At 67.5% G+C, this 21,342-nt stretch carries 20 protein-coding genes and 1 pseudogene; 16 read left to right on the forward strand and 5 right to left on the reverse strand.

The annotated features are described in order from the left end of the window. The first annotated feature begins 82 nt into the window (after positions 1-82). The 4 genes from LGY53_RS21845 to LGY53_RS21860 all read left to right on the forward strand — a co-directional run bounded on the left by LGY53_RS21845 (position 83) and on the right by LGY53_RS21860 (position 4,294). Positions 83-985, forward strand: a complete 903-nt coding sequence (locus tag LGY53_RS21845; protein ID WP_225728551.1) for a LysR family transcriptional regulator — start codon at positions 83-85, stop codon at positions 983-985. A 101-nt stretch (positions 986-1,086) separates the two neighbouring features. Beyond that, on the forward strand, positions 1,087-2,442 hold the full coding sequence (locus LGY53_RS21850) for an MFS transporter (protein WP_225728552.1): 1,356 nt from the start codon (positions 1,087-1,089) through the stop codon (positions 2,440-2,442). 296 nt (positions 2,443-2,738) lie between these two features. Beyond that, the gene (locus LGY53_RS21855) at positions 2,739-3,788 is read left to right on the forward strand and encodes a MerR family transcriptional regulator (RefSeq protein ID WP_225728553.1); all 1,050 of its coding nucleotides are present in this window, start codon (positions 2,739-2,741) and stop codon (positions 3,786-3,788) included. Beyond that, complete coding sequence (locus tag LGY53_RS21860; RefSeq protein WP_225728554.1) at positions 3,785-4,294, forward strand: hypothetical protein; 510 nt, start codon at positions 3,785-3,787, stop codon at positions 4,292-4,294. Before LGY53_RS21855 ends, LGY53_RS21860 begins: the two co-directional genes overlap by 4 nt. Here the strand turns inward: LGY53_RS21860 and LGY53_RS21865 are convergent. Both LGY53_RS21865 and LGY53_RS21870 read right to left on the reverse strand, forming a co-directional pair. Next, complete coding sequence (locus LGY53_RS21865) at positions 4,291-4,707, reverse strand: nitroreductase family deazaflavin-dependent oxidoreductase (RefSeq protein ID WP_225728555.1); 417 nt, start codon at positions 4,705-4,707, stop codon at positions 4,291-4,293. The two genes, LGY53_RS21860 and LGY53_RS21865, sit on opposite strands and share 4 nt — an antisense overlap. An 83-nt stretch (positions 4,708-4,790) precedes the next feature. After that, positions 4,791-6,284 (reverse strand): NAD(P)/FAD-dependent oxidoreductase, encoded by a 1,494-nt coding sequence (locus LGY53_RS21870; RefSeq protein WP_225728556.1) that lies wholly within the window; start codon positions 6,282-6,284, stop codon positions 4,791-4,793. Between the two features lie 69 nt (positions 6,285-6,353). Here LGY53_RS21870 and LGY53_RS21875 point away from each other — a divergent pair, with 69 nt between their 5' ends. The 7 genes from LGY53_RS21875 (at position 6,354) to LGY53_RS21905 (ending at position 14,376) form a co-directional block, all read left to right on the forward strand. Beyond that, complete coding sequence (locus LGY53_RS21875) at positions 6,354-7,370, forward strand: AraC family transcriptional regulator (RefSeq protein ID WP_225728557.1); 1,017 nt, start codon at positions 6,354-6,356, stop codon at positions 7,368-7,370. A gap of 102 nt (positions 7,371-7,472) precedes the next feature. After that, a complete protein-coding gene (locus LGY53_RS21880; protein ID WP_225728558.1) occupies positions 7,473-8,027 on the forward strand; it encodes an RNA polymerase sigma factor in 555 nt (184 codons plus the stop codon). Then, entirely contained in the window at positions 8,028-8,711 is a 684-nt protein-coding gene (locus LGY53_RS21885) for a ubiquinol-cytochrome c reductase iron-sulfur subunit (RefSeq protein ID WP_225728559.1), read from the forward strand. An 85-nt stretch (positions 8,712-8,796) separates the two neighbouring features. Further along, positions 8,797-9,351 carry a cupredoxin family copper-binding protein gene (locus LGY53_RS21890; RefSeq protein WP_225728560.1) on the forward strand — a complete coding sequence of 185 codons (555 nt, stop codon included), beginning with the start codon at positions 8,797-8,799 and terminating at the stop codon, positions 9,349-9,351. Then, on the forward strand, positions 9,348-10,295 hold the full coding sequence (locus LGY53_RS21895) for a metallophosphoesterase (protein WP_225728561.1): 948 nt from the start codon (positions 9,348-9,350) through the stop codon (positions 10,293-10,295). Before LGY53_RS21890 ends, LGY53_RS21895 begins: the two co-directional genes overlap by 4 nt. 185 nt (positions 10,296-10,480) lie before the next feature. Then, the gene (locus LGY53_RS21900) at positions 10,481-13,369 is read left to right on the forward strand and encodes a BTAD domain-containing putative transcriptional regulator (RefSeq protein ID WP_225728562.1); all 2,889 of its coding nucleotides are present in this window, start codon (positions 10,481-10,483) and stop codon (positions 13,367-13,369) included. Positions 13,370-13,701: 332 nt separating this feature from the next. Continuing rightward, positions 13,702-14,376, forward strand: a complete 675-nt coding sequence (locus LGY53_RS21905) for a hypothetical protein (protein ID WP_225728563.1) — start codon at positions 13,702-13,704, stop codon at positions 14,374-14,376. A 122-nt stretch (positions 14,377-14,498) separates the two neighbouring features. Here the strand turns inward: LGY53_RS21905 and LGY53_RS21910 are convergent, their stop codons facing one another. Further along, entirely contained in the window at positions 14,499-14,870 is a 372-nt protein-coding gene (locus LGY53_RS21910; protein WP_225728564.1) for a DUF4345 domain-containing protein, read from the reverse strand. A 32-nt stretch (positions 14,871-14,902) separates the two neighbouring features. Here LGY53_RS21910 and LGY53_RS21915 point away from each other — a divergent pair, with 32 nt between their 5' ends. Both LGY53_RS21915 and LGY53_RS21920 read left to right on the forward strand, forming a co-directional pair. Further along, positions 14,903-15,715, forward strand: a complete 813-nt coding sequence (locus tag LGY53_RS21915) for an AraC family transcriptional regulator (RefSeq protein ID WP_225728565.1) — start codon at positions 14,903-14,905, stop codon at positions 15,713-15,715. After that, a complete protein-coding gene (locus LGY53_RS21920) occupies positions 15,715-16,869 on the forward strand; it encodes a cytochrome P450 (protein ID WP_225728566.1) in 1,155 nt (384 codons plus the stop codon). The genes LGY53_RS21915 and LGY53_RS21920 overlap by 1 nt, the downstream gene beginning before the upstream one ends. Here the strand turns inward: LGY53_RS21920 and LGY53_RS21925 are convergent. Then, on the reverse strand, positions 16,866-17,321 hold the full coding sequence (locus LGY53_RS21925; RefSeq protein WP_225728567.1) for a MarR family winged helix-turn-helix transcriptional regulator: 456 nt from the start codon (positions 17,319-17,321) through the stop codon (positions 16,866-16,868). The two genes, LGY53_RS21920 and LGY53_RS21925, sit on opposite strands and share 4 nt — an antisense overlap. A gap of 96 nt (positions 17,322-17,417) precedes the next feature. On the opposite strand from LGY53_RS21925, the gene LGY53_RS21930 reads away from it, so the two are divergent. Together LGY53_RS21930 and LGY53_RS21935 are read left to right on the forward strand one after the other, a co-directional pair. Next, complete coding sequence (locus LGY53_RS21930) at positions 17,418-18,653, forward strand: NAD(P)/FAD-dependent oxidoreductase (RefSeq protein WP_225728568.1); 1,236 nt, start codon at positions 17,418-17,420, stop codon at positions 18,651-18,653. Positions 18,654-18,717: 64 nt separating this feature from the next. Further along, entirely contained in the window at positions 18,718-19,437 is a 720-nt protein-coding gene (locus LGY53_RS21935; RefSeq protein ID WP_374111210.1) for a VIT family protein, read from the forward strand. A 173-nt stretch (positions 19,438-19,610) separates the two neighbouring features. Here LGY53_RS21935 and LGY53_RS43970 read toward each other — a convergent pair whose 3' ends face one another. Continuing rightward, the gene (locus tag LGY53_RS43970) at positions 19,611-20,468 is read right to left on the reverse strand and encodes an AraC family transcriptional regulator (protein ID WP_225728569.1); all 858 of its coding nucleotides are present in this window, start codon (positions 20,466-20,468) and stop codon (positions 19,611-19,613) included. Between the two features lie 146 nt (positions 20,469-20,614). Between LGY53_RS43970 and LGY53_RS44460 the strand changes: the two are divergent. Beyond that, positions 20,615-21,106 (forward strand): annotated as a pseudogene (locus tag LGY53_RS44460) (SDR family oxidoreductase); the annotation flags it as partial. Positions 21,107-21,342 lie beyond the last annotated feature (236 nt).

Here is a 21,342-nt window from a genome sequence, read left to right on the forward strand (position 1 = left end):
CTGGGCCACCTACATCTCGTGGCACGATCAGCGCGCCCGAGCCGGGTTCGTCGAACGGTGACGCATCCGGCAGGGTGATGGGGTGGAACTGCGGCAGTTGAGGTATTTCGTGACCGTGGCCGAGGAGCTGCATTTCGGGCGGGCCGCGGAGCGGTTGCATATCGTGCAGTCGGCGGTGAGTCAGCAGGTGGCGCGGTTGGAGCGGGAGTTGGGGGTGGAATTGGTCGATCGGTCGCCGCGGCGGGTGCGGTTGACCGAGGCGGGGACGGCGTTTCTGCCGTTGGCGCGGGAGGTGCTGGCGGCGGAGCAGCGGGCCAAGGCCGGGATCACGGAATTCCGGACGCGGCAGGGGACGGTGCTGCGGATCGGGACGAGCAGGGGGATGGGGCAGCGGCTGGAGCTGGTGTTGGAGCTGCTCCGGGTGCGGGAACCCGGGTTGGAGCTGGTGCTGGGGTCGGCGCCGATCACCGAGCGGGTGCGGCGGGTGGCCGATGAGGAGTGGGATGCGGCGTTCGCGCGCGGCGAGCTGGATATCCCGGCCGAACTCAGGCAGGTGCCGGTGTGGCGGGACGAGCTCGTGGTGGCGCTGCCCGCGAACCATCCGATGGCCGGGGCCGCGCGGGCTGATTTCGCGCAGCTCGCCCAACTACCGCTGTACCTGGTGTCGAGACAGGACAACCCGTCGCTGGTGTCCATTGTCGAAAAGGCTTGTGCGGAAGCAGGTTTCGATCCGAAGCTGAGCCCTGCGAGCTCACTGCAGGATACCCTGGCCACGCTCGCCGCTGGTGTCGCCGGTTGGACGGTGGTCTACGCGGAGCACGCGAAACAGCTGCGGGGCGGCAAGGTCGCCTTCCTGCCGACCGATCTCGCACTGCCGACCGCGCTGATCCTGCTGGAGCGCAACAGCACTCGGCTGCGTCCGCTGATCGAGGCGTGCGCGCAGGCCGCCCGCACCGATTCGGGACGTAGCGATCTCGATTCGTGATCGCTACCTGCGCGGTTTGCCGCTGGTTCGCGGACAGCCCTCCGGATTGACTGAAGACCCGGCGAATCCACGCCGGGGATTCGGTCTCACGAGGAGCGGTCATGACTCTGGTCGAGGTGCGCGACGCACCACCTGCGGCACCCGAAAAGCGTTGGCGCGCAGCGGTTCGGTTCACCGGTATCGCGGCGGGCAACTTCATGATCACGATGGATGCCACGGTGCTCAATGTCGCGCTGCCGGATATGCGGCGCGAACTGCACGCGCCCGCGGCGGCACTGCCGTGGGCGGTCGACGCGTACACCGTTGTGCTGGCGGGCATGCTGCTCGCCTCCGGCGCGCTCGCGGATCGGTGGGGGCCGCGCCGGGTGTACCGGGCGGCACTGGCCGCCTTCGCCGCGGTATCCGTGCTGTGCGCGGCGGCGTCGAATGTCGGTGTGCTCATCGCGGGCCGGGCGCTGCTCGGCATCCCGGCGGCCGGCCTGGTGCCCGCGTCGATGGCGCTGCTCGCGGTGCTGTACCCGGATACGGCGGTGCGGTCGCGGCGGATCGGCGCGCTGATCGCGATCACCGGTGTCGCGATCGCGGCCGGTCCGGTTTTCGGTGGCGCGCTGGTGGCGCTCGACGGCTGGCGGCTGGTGTTCCTGGTGAACCCGCCGATCGCGCTGCTGGCCTTCCTGGCCGCGCGCGGACTCCGCGAGCATCCCACCGGTATCGCGAAACCCTTTGACAAATACGGCATTTCGCTCACCGTGCTGGCGCTGACCGCGCTCACCTTCGGACTGGTCGACGGCGGGACCGGCGGCTGGGCCCGATTCTCCCCTATCGCGGCGTGCGTCGTTGCCGCCCTTGCCTTTTCGGCCCTACCTGCGGCCCACCGCCGCGCGGCGGCTCCGGTGCTGCCGCCCGCGCTGCTGCGGCTCACCAGGGTGCGGGTGGATCTACTGGTCGCGATCGTCGCCCAATTGGTTTACTACGGGCTGCTTTTCAGCATGTCGCAGTGGATGGTCGAGGCCAGGGGTATGACGGCACTCACCGCCGGACTGGCCTTCCTGCCGATGACCGTGCCGATCATCCTGGTGCCGACGCTCACCGGTCGTCTCGTCGCCAGGTACGGCGCGCGGCCGCTGATGATCGCGGGTATGGCGGTAACCCTCGCGGGGGGTGTCGTGCTGAGCACCTGCGGCACTTCGCTGTGGGTGTTGTTCCTGGTCGAGGTGCTGATCGGGGTCGGCGGTCCGCTCGCGACACCCGCGTATATCGCCGACATGTCGGCCGCGGTGCCGCTCGAATTCGCGGCCACCGGTCAGGGCGCGCTGAATGCCGCGCGGCAAACCGGCACCGCGCTCGGCGTCGCGATCTTCGGCACCCTGTCGGGGCTGCCCACCACGGGTGTGGTCATTACGGCGGCAGTGGTCGTCGTCCTGGCGGTCCTGGCCAACACCCGGCGCGCGGCCTGATTGTGCATTAGCCCAGAACGCCGCGAAAACCACTGTGACGGTGGCCTATTCGAAAATGCCCCGGCACCGGATTGAATGGACGATGACGCGCCGATGACGCCGCGTCATCGTCCGGGAAGTGACGGGCAATCCGAGGCGCGCCCGTTCACCTCGACGGTGCGGGACCGGGACGGCGCCCAGTCGGCCGTTCCGCCGCCCGATCGAGTAAGTCCGGGGCCGGGTTTCGAAGGGTGTGTCGAAATCCGGCCCCGGCATTCGTTTGACCTTCGAGTTACTTGAAGCTCCAGAATGTCGATGTGGCAACTGACGAGCTGATAACCATCGGTGCGCTGGCCCGCTCGTGCGGGCTCACGCCGAGCGCACTGCGGTTCTACGACGACTGCGGCCTGTTGGCGCCCGCGCGGGTCGACGCGGCGACCGGCTATCGGTATTACGCCGAATCGCAGCGCGAACGGGCCGTGCTCATTCGGCAGCTCCGCGAGATCGGGCTGCCCCTGGAACAGGTCGCGCGAATTCTGACCGGAAGCGCTGCGGATGCCGAGAAATTGCTCGACGATCATGTCGCGGAGTTGGCCCGCAAGGCGCGCATTGCGGCGGAGCTCGCGCCCACGCTCAAGGGGTTGCTCGGCTCGGCGGCACGACACCGCATAAGAGTGCCGGGTCCCGCCCTGGCCCACGCCATCGAACAGGTGTGGCCCGCGGCCGCGCGCGACCCCGAAATACCGGTGCTGACCGGAATTCTGGTCGAAGCGACCGCCGATTCGCTGACACTGACTGCGACCGATCGCTACCGGCTGTCCACCCGGGGCATCGCGCCACGACCGTCCGCCGCAGACGCCTGGACGCTGGTGGTGGCGGCGGGCGAGCTCGCGGCGATCACCGCCTGGCTACGCTCGGTTCCCGAGGTCGAATTGGACCGGCGCGAGACCGAACTGCTGGTGACCGACGGTTCGGCCACCCGCGGGTGCACGGTGATCGACGAACCCTTCCCTGACTATCGAGCGATGCTCACGGCATTGGCTCCGGTGCGAACCCGCGTCGTGCTGGCCCGCGAGCTACTCATCGAGGCCACCGAAACCCTTGGGCCCGTGCCCTTTTCGATCGACGAGGCGACGCAGTCACTCACCGCGGGCAAGGCCGGGCGGCTGCCCGCCACTGTCACCGGCCCGAGTATCGACATCACCTTCGATTCGGCACTGCTGCGTTCGGCCGTCTCCACCGCACTGGGACCCGAAGTGATGCTTGATATTTCGGCCGCCGATCAACCGGTCGTCGTCCGTTCCGCGACCGACGGCGAGCTAACCACGCTGGCCATGCCGATTCGCAACAACGAAGGAGAATCATGACTGTCACAACCGAATCCGACGCCACGATGGCCGCGATCACCAACGCGGTTGCCCGAGGCCGCGAGGGCGACCCCGACACCGCGCGACGCGAACTCAACGAGATCTGGCAAACCCTTAGGCCGCAAGGCGATCCGCTGCATCGCTGCGCGCTCGCACACTACCTCGCCGACCTGTACGACGATGCGGCGCAGGCACTCGCCTGGGATATCCGCGCCCTCGACGCCGCGGACAGTCTCACCGACGAGCGCGCCAAGCGGTATCACGAATCACTCAGCGTGCGCGGGTTTTACCCCTCGCTGCACCTGAATCTGGCCGACAACTACCGCCGTCTCGGCTCGTTCGACGCGGCGGCCGAACAGCTCGCCGCCGCACGCACCGGCCTCGACGAACTCCCCGATGACGAATACGGCAATGTCATCCGCACCGCCGTCGTCGAGGTCGAGCAGGCGATCCTCGCGCGCGACACCGAACCTCGCGCGTCGGCTCCGACCGGACGGCCGAGCTAGTCCTTCTCGAGTTCGAGCACCACGACCGGAATCACCCTGGTCGTGTTCTTCTCGTAGTCCGCGAATCCGGGCATGACGGAAACCATTGCGGCATAGAGCCGGTCGCGTTCCGGCCCGCTGGTGATCGGCGTCGCGGTGGCCCGGAACCGCTCGGTGCCGATCTCCACGGTGGCCTCGGGGTTGGCCAGCAGGTTGTAGTACCAGTCCGGGTTGGTGGGCGCGCCCGCCTTGGACGCGATGATCACGACACGGTCGCCGTCGCGGATGAAGGCCAGCGGGTTGGTCCGCGGCAGACCGGATTTCGCGCCGGTGCTGGTGAGCAGCAGCAGATCCTTCCCGGCGAAGGGGCCGCCGACCTTGCCCCCGTTCGCGTGGAATTCCGCGATGATCTTGTCGTTCCAGTTGTCCGCCACGCACCTGCTCCTCCGGTCGGGGGTCGCCGCGCGACCCTCTTCGCTGAGATTAGTTCACGATGACGCCCCGGCCGGGCAATTGATCATCGCGCCGCGGACAGCTCCGGCTCCCGGACACCTGAACGCGGCACCGGCATAAGGGTCTTGCTCAGGTCGGTGCGCATGGTGGTGGCCGAATCGAGCAGATAGTTCTGCCGCACCTTCCACGGATGCCTGCTGCCCTGGCGCGGGAAATCGCCGATCGAGCGCTGGATATAGCCGGAGGTCAGATCCAGCAGCGGATGTTCGGTGAGTTTGCCCTTGGGCTCGGGCACGACGGCGGCGAAACCCTTGCGGTCCATATAGTTCAGCACCTTGCACACCAGCCGCGAGGTCAGGTCGCCGCGCAGCGTCCATGAAGCGTTGGTGTAGCCGACGCAGATGGCGAAGTTGGGCAGGCCGGACAGCATCGTGCCCTGCCAGACGAATCGCTCGGACAGGGTCACCGGCTTACCGTCCACCCGGAGTCCGATACCGCCGAAGGCGAGCAGATCCAGCCCGGTCGCGGTGATGATGACGTCCGCCGCGAGCGTGCGCCCGGATTCGAGCCGGATCCCTTCTGGCACAAAGGTTTCGATTCGGTCGGTGACAACCTCCGCCTTACCCTTCTTCATGGCCTTGAAGAAGTCGGCGTTCGGGACGGCGCACAGGCGCTGATCCCACGGGTTGTATGTCGGCGTGAAATGTTCGGCGACCAGCTTTTCGTCGCCGAGAATTCGAGTCGTCAAGCCGGTCAACAGCTTTCGCGCCGCTTCTGGACGGCGACGGCAGTACTGGTAGAAGCCGATGCCGAACAGGATGTTCTTGGTCCGGATCACGCGGTGGGCCAGCTTGGGCGGCAGCAGTTCCCGGATCCGGTCGGCTTGCTTGTCGCGGCCGGGCACGGCGCTGATCCAGGTGGGTGTGCGCTGCAGCATGGTCACCAGCTCGGCCTGCTCCGCCATGGCGGGGACCAGGGTCACCGCGGTGGCGCCGCTGCCGATCACCACCACCCGCTTGCCCGCGTAATCCAGATCCTCCGGCCAGAACTGCGGGTGCACAATGCGACCGGAAAACGTTGCCGCACCCGGGAATTCGGGCGAGTATCCGCGTTCGTAGTTGTAGTAGCCCGCACACGCGTAGATGAAGTTGCAGGTCAGCTCGCTCCGTACCACCGCACCGGAATCGTCGCGGCGCGCCAATGTCAGTGTCCAGCGGGCATTTTCGGAGGACCAGTCGGCCGCCTCCACCTTCGTGCCGTACCGGATGTGCCGGTCGATATCGTTCTCCGCGGCGGTTTCCTTGATGTACCGCAGAATCGACGGGCCGTCGGCAATGGATTTGGCGTCGCGCCACGGTTTGAACGGATAGCCGAGGGTGAACATATCCGAGTCGGACCGAACGCCGGGATAGCGGAACAGATCCCAGGTGCCGCCCATCGAATCGCGAGCTTCGAGAATGGCATACGACTTACCGGAGCATTCGGTCTGCAGCCGGTAGGCGGCACCGATTCCGGACAGGCCTGCGCCGACGATCACGACGTCGAGATGTTCGGTCATGGTTCAAGTGTGCGAGCATGTCAAGCACCATTCTTGACTTTGCGCGACAACTATTTGATTCTGGACGACATGACGGTGATTCGATCGGCGGGCCTGCGCGGCTTCCGTGCCACCGTCGCGGAGCTGGGCGGCAACGCCGAGGAACTGGCCGCGGCGTGCGGGCTGCCGCTCGCCGCACTCGACACCGACGACCTGCTGGTCCCCGACCGCGCGGTGGGCGCGGTGCTCGAGCTGGCCGCCCGCCGGCTGCGCTGCCCCGACCTCGGCCTGCGCATTGCCGAGCGGCAGGATCTCGACATGCTCGGGCCGCTCGCCCTGGCGATCCGGAATTCGCCGACGCTGGCCGACGTGCTGGAATGCTCCGCACGGTATCTGTACCTGCACGCGCGGTCCATCAAAGTCTCCGTCGAACCGGACCCGTACGGCGATCGCGGCGTGATCGCGATCCAGTACGGCCTGACGCCGGGGTTGCCGCCCGAAGTGCAGGGCATGGATCTGGGACTCGCGTTCGTGCACCACATGATTCAGCGCCTGGTCACCGAGAATTACGGACTGCGCTCGGTGGAACTGTCGTATCGCCCGCTCACCGCGCTCACGAGATACGAGGATTTCTACGGTGCGCCGGTGCGTATCGAACGTCCGGCGACCGCCCTCAGAGTTCCGAAAAGCCTGGCCACTCAGCAACTTTCGGGTGGCGACGAGAAGCTGCATCGGCTGGCGATGGCATTTCTGGCCCAGCAATCCGGCGGCCGGGACGCCTCCATCGTCCCGCAGGTACGCGCCGCCGTGCAGCAGCTCCTCGGCACCTCGCCGCCCGAAATAGGCAGTGTGGCAGGGCTTTTGATGATTCATCCGCGTACGCTACAGCGCCGCCTCGCCGCCGAGGGCGCCTCCTTCGCGGTGATCCTCGACGACACCCGGCGCGACGCCGCCCGCCGCTACCTGACCACAACCGATATGCCGATGAGCCAGGTCGCGTCCCTGATCGGCCTCGCCGAACAGGCAACCTTCACTCGATGCTGCCGACGCTGGTGGGGCACAACGCCTTCCGCCATCCGCCGCGCCGGAATTCCCGCAACCAGCTGATTCTCCGCTGAACGGCCGAGCCCCGGACACCGTGTAACTCCCATGGGTACCAGCCCAAGGACCGGTCAGCTGGTCCAGACGTACCTTCGGAGGGCACTGTTCATGCAGGGACACGCGCGGTCCGGGAGCACGCCGGACCCGAGACCCGGGCGAGAGCTGCGGGTGGTGGCGGCGGATGCGTACGCCGACTGGAACGCGGTCTACCAGGATAATGTCGGCTGGGTGTACCGGTTGATGTTCGCCAAGGTCGGCAACCGGCCCGATGCCGAGGACCTGACCGCCGAGGTTTTCCTCGCGGCATTGCGCCCGCTGCGGGTTTCGGCGAGCATTCCCGAGGTGCGGACCTACCTGCGCGCCACCGCGAAAACGGTGCTGGCGCAACATTGGCGCCAGCGCCTCGGCGTCGAACTCACCGCGATCGAGACGGATCTGCCGATGACCGACGAGCCGGATCCGGTGGTGAGCGACGCCCCGGAGCGCGCGCGGAAGGTACTGGAACGGTTGCCCGATCGCTACCGTCGAATCCTGGAATTGCGCTTCCTACAGGCATATTCGATCAAGGAGGCGGCGGCCGAGCTCGGCGTCACCATGGTCAACGCACGGGTACTGCAGCATCGGGCGCTGCGGATGGCGGCAAAGGTCGAGGAGATGGGTTAGATGAGCGAGCGGGATATGCGCCGATACGTCGGCGCACTGCTGCGCGGGCGCAGGCCGCACGACTTCCGGCCCGATCCGGCCGAGGCCGAGGAGCTCAGGGCCGCAATCGAATTGCGGGCCGCACGCGGTGACGACACACCGGACCCGGACTTCGTCGACCGGCTCGGCGACCGATTGGCCGAGTCGCTCGATCCGCCGGATACGTTGCCGGTCAAGCGATTCAGCGGAAGGCGCAGGCAGTTCATCGCGGGAACCTCGATCGCGGCGGCGGCAGCGGCCACCGGGGTCGTAGCCGACCGGGTCGTCACCGCGTCGCCGGGACCGTCGCGGGAGGTCGCGGCATCGCTGGTGCCGACCAACGGCACCTGGCTGGCGGTCGCGGCGAGTTCCGATGTGACGGAAGGCATGACGCGCCCCTTCGACGTCGGCACCGTGACCGGATTCGTGCGCAGGGTGCGCGGCGCGATCGTCGGTGTCTCGGGTGTGTGCACCCATCAGGGCTGCCGCTTGTGGTTCGACAGCGGCGACGACAGGCTGCGCTGCCCGTGCCATTCCACCTCCTTCACGGTGACCGGCCAGGTGCTCACCCACCAGCTGCCCGTCTCCCCGGCGCCGCTGCCGCAGCTGCAGGTCCGCGAGAACGCCGGCGTGATCGAGGTTTTCGCACCGGCCAAACCCGCATGACCGCCGTGTAACACCCGCTCATATCTGTCACCAAGAGGTCCGCGCGCGGACCGAGCCCCTAGCACAGAGCTGGAGACCAGGTGACATGACACCCGTTCGCACCCGATCACGGATCGCCGCCGCCGCATTCCTCGGCGCATCGAGCATGCTGCTCATCGCCGCGTGCGGCGGCGGATCGACGCCGGACAAAGATGCGGCGCCCACCATCGACTTCCACCAAACCGCCGGTCCGACACCGGGATTCCCGGGCCACGGGATGACCGGCATGGCCCCGCCCACGGCGACCGTCGCGCAGGCGCCGAGCGGCGCGGCAAGCCCCAACCCCGCGACAAGTCCCAGCCCCGCGACAAGTCCCAGCCCCGCGACAAGTCCCAGCGCCGCGCCGACCGCGGCCAACGCGGTGAACATCCAGAACTTCGCATTCGCGCCCGCGAAGCTCACTGTGCCCGCCGGCACCACGGTGACCTGGACCAATAAGGATGAGGAGCCACACACCGTCGCCGCCAACGATGCCAGCTTCCACTCCCCCGGCATGGGCACCAACGCCACATACACCTTCACGTTCACCAAACCCGGTACCTACGAATACATCTGCACCATTCATCCGTTCATGCACGGCACCGTGGTGGTGACCAAATGATCGCCGAGGACAACGATTACGACCCGCGCGACCCGCATGCGATGACCCGGCGCCAGCTGCTGCGCCATTCCGCGTGGTTCGGTGCGGCAGTGGGACTTTCGGTGATCGGCGGCGAGGTGATCTCACAGATCGCCGGCGCACCGCCCGCCGTCGCCGCCCGGCCGGATCTGCGTTTCGCGCAGATCAGCGACAGCCACCTCGGCTTCGACGGCCCGGCGAACACCGATGTCACCGCGACATTCAGCGAGGCCATCGGACAGATCAATTCACTCGGCTACACACCGGATTTCGTGATCCACACCGGCGATCTCACCCACCTGGCGACCCCGGAACAGTTCGATCAGGTGAAGCAGATGCTGATGGATACCAATACGCCGCACGTGTTCACCGTTCCGGGAGAACATGATTCGATCGACGACGCGGGCCAGAAATATCGCGCGGCGTTCGGGGCGGGCACCCGGGGCGACGGCTGGTACAGCTTCGATATCGCGGGCGTGCACATCATCGGGTTGGTGAACACGTTGAATATGAAGCTGCTCGGTCATCTCGGGCAGGATCAGCTGGATTTCGTGCAAAAGGATGTGGCCGGGCTCTCCAGCGATACGCCCATCATCGTGTTCAGCCATGTGCCGCTGTTCGCGATGTATCCCGAATGGGGTTGGGGCACTGACGATGCCACCCAGGCGCTGAGCTACCTGCGCCGGTTCTCGTCGGTGACCTGCCTCAACGGCCATGTGCACCAACTGTTCACGAAAACCGAGGGCAACATCACCTTCCACAGCGGCACCACCACCGCCTATCCGCTGCCGAAGCCGGGCGACGGGCCTGCGCCCAAACCGGTGACGCTGCCCGCGGGAAAGTTGCACGACGCATTGGGGATTCGCGAGGTCACTTTCCTGCGCGGCAGCAAGCAACTGGCACTCAAGGAGGCGCCGCTGCGATGATCCGGGACGGCGGCGCCGACGGGGCGGACAATCCACGTCAATCCCTCTGTCGGCGCGGCCCCTCGCCAGCACAGGTGACCAACCCTTAAACTTCTGAACTCGAAATCAACGACGAATAGTCGGTGAATGAACGAGCCGGATATACCGGCAGCACGTAAACTGCCGTTGTCCGGGAGGTCGATTATTTGCGTTTCGTAGTTCTTGGCGAGGTTCAGGGTTGGCGCGGGGAGGCGCCGCTGGATCTCGGACCACCACAGCGGCGCGCCGTATTGGCTGTGCTGTTGCTGCGCGTCGGCAAGGCGGTGGCGGCGGCGGAATTGGTCGAGGCGATCTGGGGCGACCAGCCGGTGCCGCGGGCCATCGCGGCACTGCGCACCCATGTCGCTCAGTTGCGGCGCGCGCTGGAACCCGACCGCGCCGCGCGCGGCCGGTCGACGCTGCTGGTTTCGGTCGGCGACGGCTACGCGCTGCGTATCCCGCCGGAGTCGATCGATGTCGCGGAGGTCGAGCGGCTGGTCGCGGCCGCGCAGCGGCTGCGACCCAGCGATCCGGCCGCAGCGCGCGACGCGCTGGTCGCGGCGCTGTCCGCCTGGCGCGGGCCGGCGCTGAGCGGGCTGCCGGGCCCGTTCGCCGAGCGGCAGCGTTCCCGGTTGGAACAGTGGCGGCTGGCGATCCTGGAGGACCGGCTCGCGCTCGATATCGAGATCGGGCGCGATGCGGAGGCCGTCACCGAACTGGGTCCGCTCATCGAGGTGTATCCGCTGCGGGAACGGTTCCGGGCGCTGTTGATGACAGCGCTGTATCACAGCGGCCGCCAGGCCGAGGCACTCGACGCGTACGCGCACGCCCGCCGGGCGCTGGTGGAGGGCATCGGCGTCGAGCCGGGCCCGGAGCTCACCGCGGTACACGAAAAGATCCTTCGCGCCGAAATGCCCGCGCCGGGAACACCATCGCGACAGGCCGAACCGCCGCCCGCCCAATTACCGCCCGATATCGCCGATTTCACCGGGCGCGAGGATATCGTCGAAGCCCTGGCCGCACAGCTGACCGATGATGGTGGGGCAGTGGCGATTTCGGCGGTCGGCGGGATGGGCGGCGTCGGGAAGACCGCGCTCGCACTGCATGTCGCGCACAGTATCCGCGACCACTTCCCCGACGGGCAACTGTATGTGAACCTGCACGGCGTCGATCCGGTGCCGACACCACCCGGCGACGCGGTCGGCGGTTTCCTGCGCGCGCTCGGCGTGCCGGAGGGCGATATTCCGCCCTCCGTCGACGAGCGCGCCGCGCTGCTGCGCACCCGGTTATCGGGCAAAAGAATGCTGCTGCTGCTCGACAACGCAAGGGACAGCGCCCAACTCGCCCCGCTGCTGGCCGGGACGCCGGGCACCGCGGTACTGATCACCAGCCGCTCCACACTCACCGAACTGCCCGCCGTGCGGCGCACCCGCCTCGACGTCCTCGCCGCCGACGAGGCGCTCACCCTGCTCACCCGGATACTCGGCGCGCAACGCGTCGCGGCCGAGGCCGATGCGGCGCGTGCGATTGTCGCGCACTGCGGTTACCTGCCGCTCGCGGTGCGCATCGTCGGCGCCCGGCTCGCGGTGCGGCCGCGCTGGACCATCGAATCGTTCGCGAACCGGCTCGCCGACGAACGCGGCAGGCTCGCGCTGCTGCGCACCGGCGAACTCGGTGTGGAGGCAGCCTTCCGGCTCGGCTATGGCCAGCTGAATGCGAAGCAGGCCAAGGCTTTTCGCACACTCGCTTTGGCCGAGGTGCCCGACCTGCCGGTGGAGGGGGTCGCCGCAATGCTCGACGTCGCAGTCGACGAGGCCGAACAGGTCTGCGAATCCCTGGTGGATCTAAGCCTTTTGGAGACGACGACGCCGGGCCGGTACCGATTCCACGACCTGCTGCGGCTTTTCGCGCGCGAAGTGGCCGACGAGGACGAATCCGATGTGCTGGTGCGGCTGCTCGGGTACTACCTGGCCAGCGTCAAGAACCTGCTCGGGGTCATCGACTTCAGCAACACCACCCGCCTGCTGGTGCCGACCGCGGTACCGGGACGCGCCTTCACCGACGGCTCCTACGGGCAGGCGTGGAACGACACCGAGCGTCCGGTGGTGATCGCCCTGCACAAGCAGGCCGCCAGAATCGGCGGGCAGGCGCTGGCGGTGGCGGCCGACCTGGCCTGGGTGATGGCCGAGCTGATGGATGTCGGAACCGCGGCGCGTGAGCTGGCCGGCGCGCTGGAATCGCTGCTCGACGCGGCCGTCCGCGCCGGAAATCCGGCGATCGAGCGGCGGATCCGGGTGGCGCTCGGCGCCATTCTGCAGGTCGGGCTCGGCGAGGTCGCGGCGAGCCTGCGTCATCTGCGCGGGGTGGCGCGGCTGCCGGTGCGCGACGACGCCGACCGCAGGCTCTCGGTGCTCACCGACATCCTGCTCGCCATCGCCGAACGCAGGCTCGGCAATATCGATGCCTCGCGGGCGCACTTCGCGGACGCGCTGCGGCTGGCCGGCGTGCTCGGCGACCGCTCGATGACCGCGCTGCTACTCGCCCTGGTCACCCGAACCCATTGCGAGGCAGGACAATACGATGACGCGATGGCCACCGCCGAACAGGCGATCGCGCTCGCGCGCGAAACATCCAATCCGGTGGCGCTCGGCTGGGCGCTGCACGAATACGCGGCGACCATGTCGATGCGCGGCGAACACGTCAGGGCCATCGAACTCGGCACCGAAGCAGTGCGAACAGCCCAGCGCAACGGTGTCCGACTCTGGGAGGGTTGGGCGCGCACCCGCCTGGCCCAGGTGTATCTGCAGGCGGGCGAGCTCACGAAAGCCGAGGAACAGGCCGACGCGGCACTGCGCCTGCTTGCGAAGGCGGCCGATCCGATCGACCGGGCGCGGGCCATGGCATTGCGCGCGATCGTGCTGTCGCGCCGCGGTCTGATCGGGCCTGCGGAGCGGGAATTCCGGGAGGCCGCGGAAATTTTCCAGCGGGCCGGGCTCACCCCGCCTACCATCGGAAGCCTGTTCAGCGCGGGTTCGCCGTCATCCACTCCCAAATAAGCGAGCGTTTATTCGCCACTTATCGCCCGCCGATCCGCGGGCGGCACCATCCGTTGTCGATGTGCACCACGCATCGCCAGTGGTGGGCCAGGAGATAGGCCGCGCGCGGACACGCCCCGCCGGTGACGGCCGGACCGGGTCGTCTTGCGTTCGAGGGGTGCGTGAGCGATGTGGTCAGCCGCATTGCCGCCCGAATCTCCTGCCCACCCCGTCGCCTCGTGCGACCCTGAATGTTCCGCCACGTGCGGAACCGTCGAGCCCGATCCATCCCCTTCGGATCGGGCTCGACCCGTGTTCGGCCGGATCGGTATCGAAACCCTAGGCTGGCCAACGTGATTCGATGGGTCCTTGTCCTACCCGTGGTGTGCTGGCTGATCGTGGCGCGAACGCCCCGGACCCGTCTTCGGATCGGTGCGGTCCTGGTGGTGATCGCGGCCGTCGAAGCGGCGGTTTTCGAGGGATGGATCCTGCGGGACCTGTTGATGACCGCCACCTTCGCGTTGAATGCGGCGGTTGTGGTCGTACTCCTCTGGGGGCTGATCGCCGAACAGGATGCGGCAGCGGCGACGCCGATTCGGCGGTTCATCGGTTGTGCGCTCACCCTCGGCCTGTGCACCGTCATCGTGCTCACGAACGCGATAATCGCGCTGGCGACGAAGGGCCAGCGCGCCTCGACACCGTCCAGCCGGGAATTTCTCCCCGTGCCGAGCGAGCTGACGGTCCGCACCGACGAGAACGGCGGCTGCGGTGGCGGCTCGGCGACGATCTGCCTGCGCAGGTTCGAAATCCAAGGCGCCTCCGGCGCGCCCACCGCCGAGGTCGTCGACACCGTCCGCCATCACCTCGGCACCGACCACGGTTGGTCACTCACCTTCGACCCGCGCCGAAAAACCTGGTCCGAATGCCGCGACCACGGCTGGGCCCTGGACCGAAACAGCCTGTGCGTCAGCGTATTCGCCCACGACGACCTGGTCGTCGTCGAATTCGAAGAATCGGCCGACAACTGACGCCACCCTTGGCCCCTCGATGTCGGCCGACTACTGTCCGACCATCCGGTCCTGGGAGTGGACCGAGTCGGGGGCACCTGGATAAAGCCGTGGTGTTGCTGCGCAATCGGATCATGCATCACCTAGCGGTAGTCGGTGAGTAGAAGGGCTGCGGCGGCGACGGATTCGACAAAGCAGTAGAACCAATTGGGGTAGAAGGGGGTTCGATCGCCGAGCAGGGCGGACATGAGACGGCCCAATGCCATGCCGCCGAGGGCGGCGGCGACGGTGACCGTGATGCCTGTGCGCAGCGAACCGGGGTGGAATGCGGCGAGAGCCAGAACGGCCGCCATCGCGAGGCCGAATCCGCCGTAAACGGCGCGCACTTCGGCGCGGGACACCGCCTGATCCAGGCGAATTCCGAAGGGCCGGACCAGTATTGCGGGTGCGGCGATGGCGTGGATGCCCATTGCGAGGAAGAACAGGCCGACGACGGCGATGACGGCAATGGTCACGATAGCCTCCAGTACATAGTGAGGAGGACATCGTGACGGATGCGGACGGGTGCGCGCTTCCGCGAACCTGCTACCCGGCGGTGTGGATATGGCCTGGTCATGCCCTTTATGCCGGGCCCGCACTCGATCTGGCCCCGCATTCGGGATCGGTATGGTGTCTCGCCGTCGGCGTCGACGGGCCGATCACGGTGCGCGGCGCGGGCGACGAGCAGACCGTCCGCAGCGCGTTGATCCCACCCCGATTGACCCATCAACTGGTCTGTCACGGCGGCAGGATGGTCTTCTGCTATCTCGACCCGAGCTCCGATCGCGCGGAATCCGTTATCCGGCAAATGGTTCGGCAGCACACGAAGATCGGCACACAACACGGTCGCGAGGCCCTGCTGATCGCCGGTGCCGGGGCGCTGTGCACGCGCGGCTCCGACGCAGTGGCGCGACGGTGGCTAGAGCTGGCCGCGCCGACAACCGCGCGTCATATCGATCCGCGGATCGACGAGGTTATCCGGCGTATCCGGGAACGACCCGCCGACACCGCCTCCGCACGCGAACTCGCGGCAGGCGTAGCGCTTTCGGAATCCCGCTTCCTGCACCTGTTTCGCGCGGCGACGGGCACGAGCCTGCGCCGATATCGGTTGTGGCACCGATTCCTGTTCGCCGCTACCCATCTCGCCGATGGACAGACATTGACCGCGGCGGCCGCGGCGGCGGGGTTCGCGAGCCCATCGCACCTGGCCGACCGCTTCCGCACCACCTTCGGGCTCGCCGCCACCCAGTTGCTCGGCACGGGTGTCACGCTGCGACCGATGGGGGACGAAGTATTGTGCAGGGACGAGTGGGAGCGGTGATGGTGGAGACGGTGACGATCGGGACGGCGGCGCGGGGGCGGCATGCGGAGCATGAGGCGTTCCGTGGGGGTGTGCGGAAGGCGGAGTTGCCTGGGGGCGAGCAGGCTTGGGTGATCGCAGGTTATGACGACGTGGCGAGATTGCTCGGCGATCCCCGACTGAGCGTCGACAAAAAGCATTCCGGCGGTGGGTATTCCGGCTTCACGCTGCCCCCCGCGCTGGACCGGAACTTGATGAATATGGATGGCGACACCCACGGTCGGGTACGAAAGCTTGCCGCACCGGCATTTTCGCGGAAGTCCGCAGAGATCCTGCGCGCGTCTGTCGACCGGGTGGCCGCGGATGTATTCACCGCCCTGTCCGAAAAAGATGGCGACACAGTCGATTTGATGACCGAACTGTGCATGCCGGTATCCGCTCTGGTGATCGCCGAACAGCTCGGCGTCCCGAGCGATCTGTACGCGGGTATGCGCGAGGCCGCGACGGCCATGATGACCTTCGATGCGCGATCGAAGGCATCGGGACAGCGGCTGATGGCCGCGATCGGTTGGTACACAACAACAATCGCGGAACTCATCGCGGCCAAGCGGTCGACGCCGGGCGAGGATCTGCTCAGTTCCTGGATCAAGGCACGCGACGACGAGGATCGACTATCCGAGGACGAACTGGTTTCGCTGGCCTTCCTGCTGATGCTGGCGGGACTCGAGAATGCCGCGCTACTGCCGGGCGCGATGATCGCCGCCCTACTCGACACCGAAGACCGCCGGACAATCATCGCCGACTGGCCGAACCACCGCGCCGGACTGATCGAACGGCACAATCCGCTCCCCTTCGCGATCCGCCGATTCGCCGTCACCGACCTGACTTTCGGTGATCAAACCATCCCGAAGGGCGACACCGTCCTGCTCTCGCTGTTCGGCGCGGATTCCGATCCGGCTCGAAACGGCCGCCCCAGCTTGATGTTCGGCCGCGGCCCGCACTACTGCCTCGGCGCGCAGGTCACCGATCTGATCGTCGATGCGGTGGTGCCCGCTTTCTGTACGCGCTATCCCGATGCGCGCCTTGCGATTCCGGCCGCGAACCTGGTGTACCGCGAGTCGTGGCGCTCGCACGGCCTCGCGGAACTGCCCGTTCGGCTCAGCACCCAGCCCTAGTCCGAGGCCGGCCCCGCGATCCGGCCGCGTTGCCGTTCCTGTAACTCGCGGCTGCCGGACAGGAAGGCGATGATCGTCTTCAGTTCCGCCGCAGTGTATTTCGCCAATTCGCGCTGCCCTTCCTCGACGATCGGGCCGTACATCCCCCACAGCCGGGTCTGGGTGTCTGGGGTGATCTTGACCAGCACCTTACGGCGGTCCCCCGGCTCGGGGTGGCGCGCAATGTAATCCAGCTTGGCCAAGCGGTCCAGCATCGTCGTCACGCTGCCACTGGTCAGCCTCAGTTCGGCGGCCAAGGCACCGGGCGTCGCCCCGCCCCGCATAAGCACCTCCAGGCAGCGCAGATCGGTCCGATTGACGCCGAGCGCGGTCGCGACCGCCTGATCGAAGTCGTCGACGGCCGCTTGGAACGCCTGCGACTCGAGTCCGACCCGCGCCCGAAGCTCGTCCAAATTTTCTCTTGACATTCAAACCTCTCGACGCTCAAGATATATATGTCTTGATCACCAAGATACATCACAATCGAGAGATCGAAGCGGAGAACCACCATGAAGAAGGCCCTGATCATCGGCGGCGGCATCGCCGGACCCGTGACCGCGATGGCACTGCAGAAGGCCGGACTGGAGCCGATCGTCTACGAGGCGTACCACGAGGTGGCCGGTGAACAGCTCGGCGCGTACCTGACGGTCGCGGTGAACGGGCTGCAGGCGCTGTCGCAGATCGATGTCGATCCGGTCGTCACCGGCATCGGCCACCCGACCGATACGCTGTCGTTCTTCACCAGCGCCAACAAGCACATCGCCGATGTGCCGGTCGGCGGCACCCTGCCCGACGGCACCGTCACCCACAGCGTCAAACGCCGGGACCTGTACCGGGCACTGACCGACGAGGCCGTGCGCCGTGGCATCCGCTTCGAATTCGACAAGCGGATGGTCGACGCGCGGCCCACCCCGGACGGAGGCGTACTCGTCACCTTCGCCGACGGCTCGAGCGCGACCGCGGACCTACTCATCGGAGCAGACGGAATCCGTTCCCGCACAAGGGAAATCATCGATCAGACGGCACCGAAGGCACATTTCCTCGGCATTTACGGGCTCGGCGGGTTCGTCACCGACCGCACCCTGTACAAGAAGCTCGGCCTGCGGCTCGGCGACTACAACATGGTCGTCGGCAAACAGACGTTCTTCGGCTACCACGTCGCACCGGACGGTGAGATCTGGTGGTTCACGAATATCCCTGCCACCGACGAACTTTCGCGGGAAGAGCTCGCCGCGTCCCGTCCCGGCGACTGGCGCAAGCGGCTGATCGAGCTGGTCGACGTCGACAACACACCGGCCGCCCGGATCGTCGCGGCCACCGGCGACGAGACCTTCGTGCCCGCCTTCAATCAGTACGACATGCCGTCCGTGCGCAAGTGGCACAACGACAATATGGTGATCGTCGGAGACGCCGCGCACGCCGTCGCGTCATCGTCCGGGCAGGGCGTTTCGCTGGCGGTCGAGGATGCCGTCGTCCTGGCCCAGTGCCTGCGCGACATTCCCGACACCGCAAAGGCTTTGGCCGCCTTCGAGGCAAGTCGCCGGGATCGCGTCGAGCGGATCGTCAGGCACGGGGCGGCGACCAGCGCCGCGCGCTCGTCCACCAATGCCGTCGGCCGCTGGGTGTTCCGCCAACTGATGCCGATATTTCTCCGGAAGGCCGCGAAGCAGGGCATCGGCAGCATCCAGTGGATGTACCAGCACCGCGTCCACTGGGACGAGACCCCCGTGCCTGCCAGCCGGTAATTCGGGACCGAAACGCGCGCGGTCCTCATCGAAACCGTCCGGTCTTTGGCATAGGCTGCGGCAGGTGAACGAGCCAACCGGTGCGCATCCGCACGAACCGCACGGCGAGGGTCTGGCCTCGCGGCTGAACTGGCTGCGCGCGGGCGTACTCGGCGCGAACGACGGCATCGTGTCCACCGCCGGCCTGGTCGTCGGCGTCGCCGCGGCGACGACCAGCACCAACGCCATCTTCACCGCGGGCATCGCCGGGCTCAGCGCGGGCGCCATCTCCATGGCGGTGGGCGAATACGTCTCGGTCAGCACCCAGCGCGACTCCGAGCGCGCGCTGCTGGCGAAGGAGCGCAGGGAGCTGCGCGAGGAACCCGACTACGAACTGACCGAGCTGGCGGGCATCTACCGGGACAAGGGACTGTCGGCGGAGACGGCGCGCAAGGTGGCCGAGGAACTCACCGCGCACGACGCCTTCACCGCCCACGCCGAGGCCGAATTGGGTTTGAACCCAAACGAATTGACAAACCCATGGCAGGCCGCGTTCTCCTCGGCCGTCTCCTTCACCCTCGGCGCGCTGCTCCCGCTGCTCGCCATCCTGCTGCCGCCGGTCACCGCCCGCATCCCGGTGACCTTCGCGGCAGTCCTGATCGCACTCGCCATCACCGGTTCGCTGAGCGCCCGTTTCGGCGGCAGCTCCCGCGGCCGCGCGGTACTGCGAGTAGTGATCGGCGGCGCGCTGGCCATGGCCGTCACCTACGGCATCGGCCAGCTCGCCGGGATAACGGGAATCTGATCACGACAGCGGCGCATCGTCCGGAAAACGGTGCACCACCCGCGACCAGCGCCAGCTCCGCCGGACCCGTCGGCCGCCAGAGCACGGTCACCGCATTTTGCCCCATGATCACCACCCCTTCCGCCGTCATCGTCGCGCATGCGGCCATCGCGCGCATCCGAATTGCGGAGGGCTCAGGCAGAGCGCAGGTAGGCGCTCGGGCTGACGCCGCGGACCCGCTTGAACGCTGAGCTGAAGCCGAAGGCGTCGGCGTAGCCGACCCGGCGGGCGACCGAACTCACGGTGGCGCCCGGTTCGTCGAGCAGGTCGGCGGCCACCGTCATCCGCCAGTCGGTGAGGTAGGCGAGGGGTGGTTCGCCGACTGTGTCGGTGAACCGCTTGGCCAGGGTGGTACGGGAGACACCCGCCTCAGTCGCCAACGTGGCCAATGTCCAAGGCGCTCCGGGTGATTCGTGCATCGCCCGCAGCACCGGCCCGATCACCGGATCGCTCAAGGCCTGGTACCAGGCCGGCGCGGTCGCGTCGAACCAGTCGCGCAGGGTGCAGACCAACCAGTCGAGGAGTCGATCCAGCACGATCTGGCGGCCCGGATGTCCACCCGCCAGTTGGCCTTCCAGATACTCGCGCAGCGGTGCGCAATCCTCGCCGTCGGGCACCGTGAGCAGCGGCGGCAGCACGCGCAGCAGCCGGGCGGGCACCGCGCGGCGCACCTGATACGTTCCGGCCAGCAGCACGGTGTCGCCGGTAGGTTGCTCGGCCGCCCATCCCGCGATGTCGGTCGGCTCGTCGCCGCGATCCGGATCGTCGGTGAAGACGAACGGATCCGGGCCGCGCACGATGGCCACCTCCCCCACCTCGATGCGTTGCCGCTGGTCGGCCGTGACCAACCAGCCCGAGCCACGCAGCGGAACACACAGCGTCAGCGCGGCGCCCTCGGTGAAGCGCAGCGCGAACGGCGCCGAAAGCACCGGTTTGCCGAATATCGCACCGTCGGCGCGCACACTGCGCAGCAGATCGTCGAACGGGTCCACCCAGCCACTCTAGGCGTACCTCCGCATCCGCTCCGGCCGTGCGCGTCTTGGGACTTCGCCGACAGCGCCCATTCGGCGGACGAATGGACATGGATCGAGGACGTTCGCCGATGGTTCGCCGACGGCCGCCGCGATTGACTCGAAGCATGACAATTCTGGTATTCGGCGCGACGGGTAAAACGGGACGGCGCGTGGTCGGACGGCTGCGCGACGGGGGCGAAAAGGTGCTTGCCGCATCGCGATCCGGCGAGGTGCGCTTCGACTGGTCCGAACCCGATTCGTGGACTGCGCCGCTGGCGGAGGCGGACGCGGTCTATCTGATCGCGCCGGAAGATCCGGCGCCGGTGTCCCCCTTCGTCACTCGGGCGGTGGCGAGCGGTGTGCGGCGGTTCGTCGTGCTGTCCGGACGTGGCATCGAACACACCGGCGGACGGTTCGGCAATGGGATGACAGCCGCCGAGGACGCTGTCCGCGCCGCGGGCGTGGACTGGACGATCATCCGCGCCAACAACTTCGATCAGAACTTCGATGAAGACCTTTGGCACGCACCATTGCTGGCGGGACGACTAGCCCTCCCGATCGGCGCGGTCGGCGAATCATTCATCGACGCGGAAGATGTCGCCGACGTGGCCGCGGCGTTGCTCACCCGCGATGGGCACGCCGGACAGATCTATGAGCTGTCCGGCCCACGCGCCATCACCTTCGCGGAGGCCGTGGCGGCCATCGCCGCGGTATCCGGGCGCACCATCGAGTACGCCGAGCTGACACCGCAGGCCTACGAGGACGAACTGCTCGCCGCGGGTTATCCGGCGGCGGTCGCGACCGAACTGGGCGTCATGTTCGAGCTGATGCGCACCGGGGCAAACACTCCGCC

This window comes from Nocardia sp. JCM 34519.1 (genome assembly GCF_020361265.1).
Taxonomy (GTDB): Bacteria; Actinomycetota; Actinomycetes; order Mycobacteriales; family Mycobacteriaceae; genus Nocardia; species Nocardia arthritidis_A.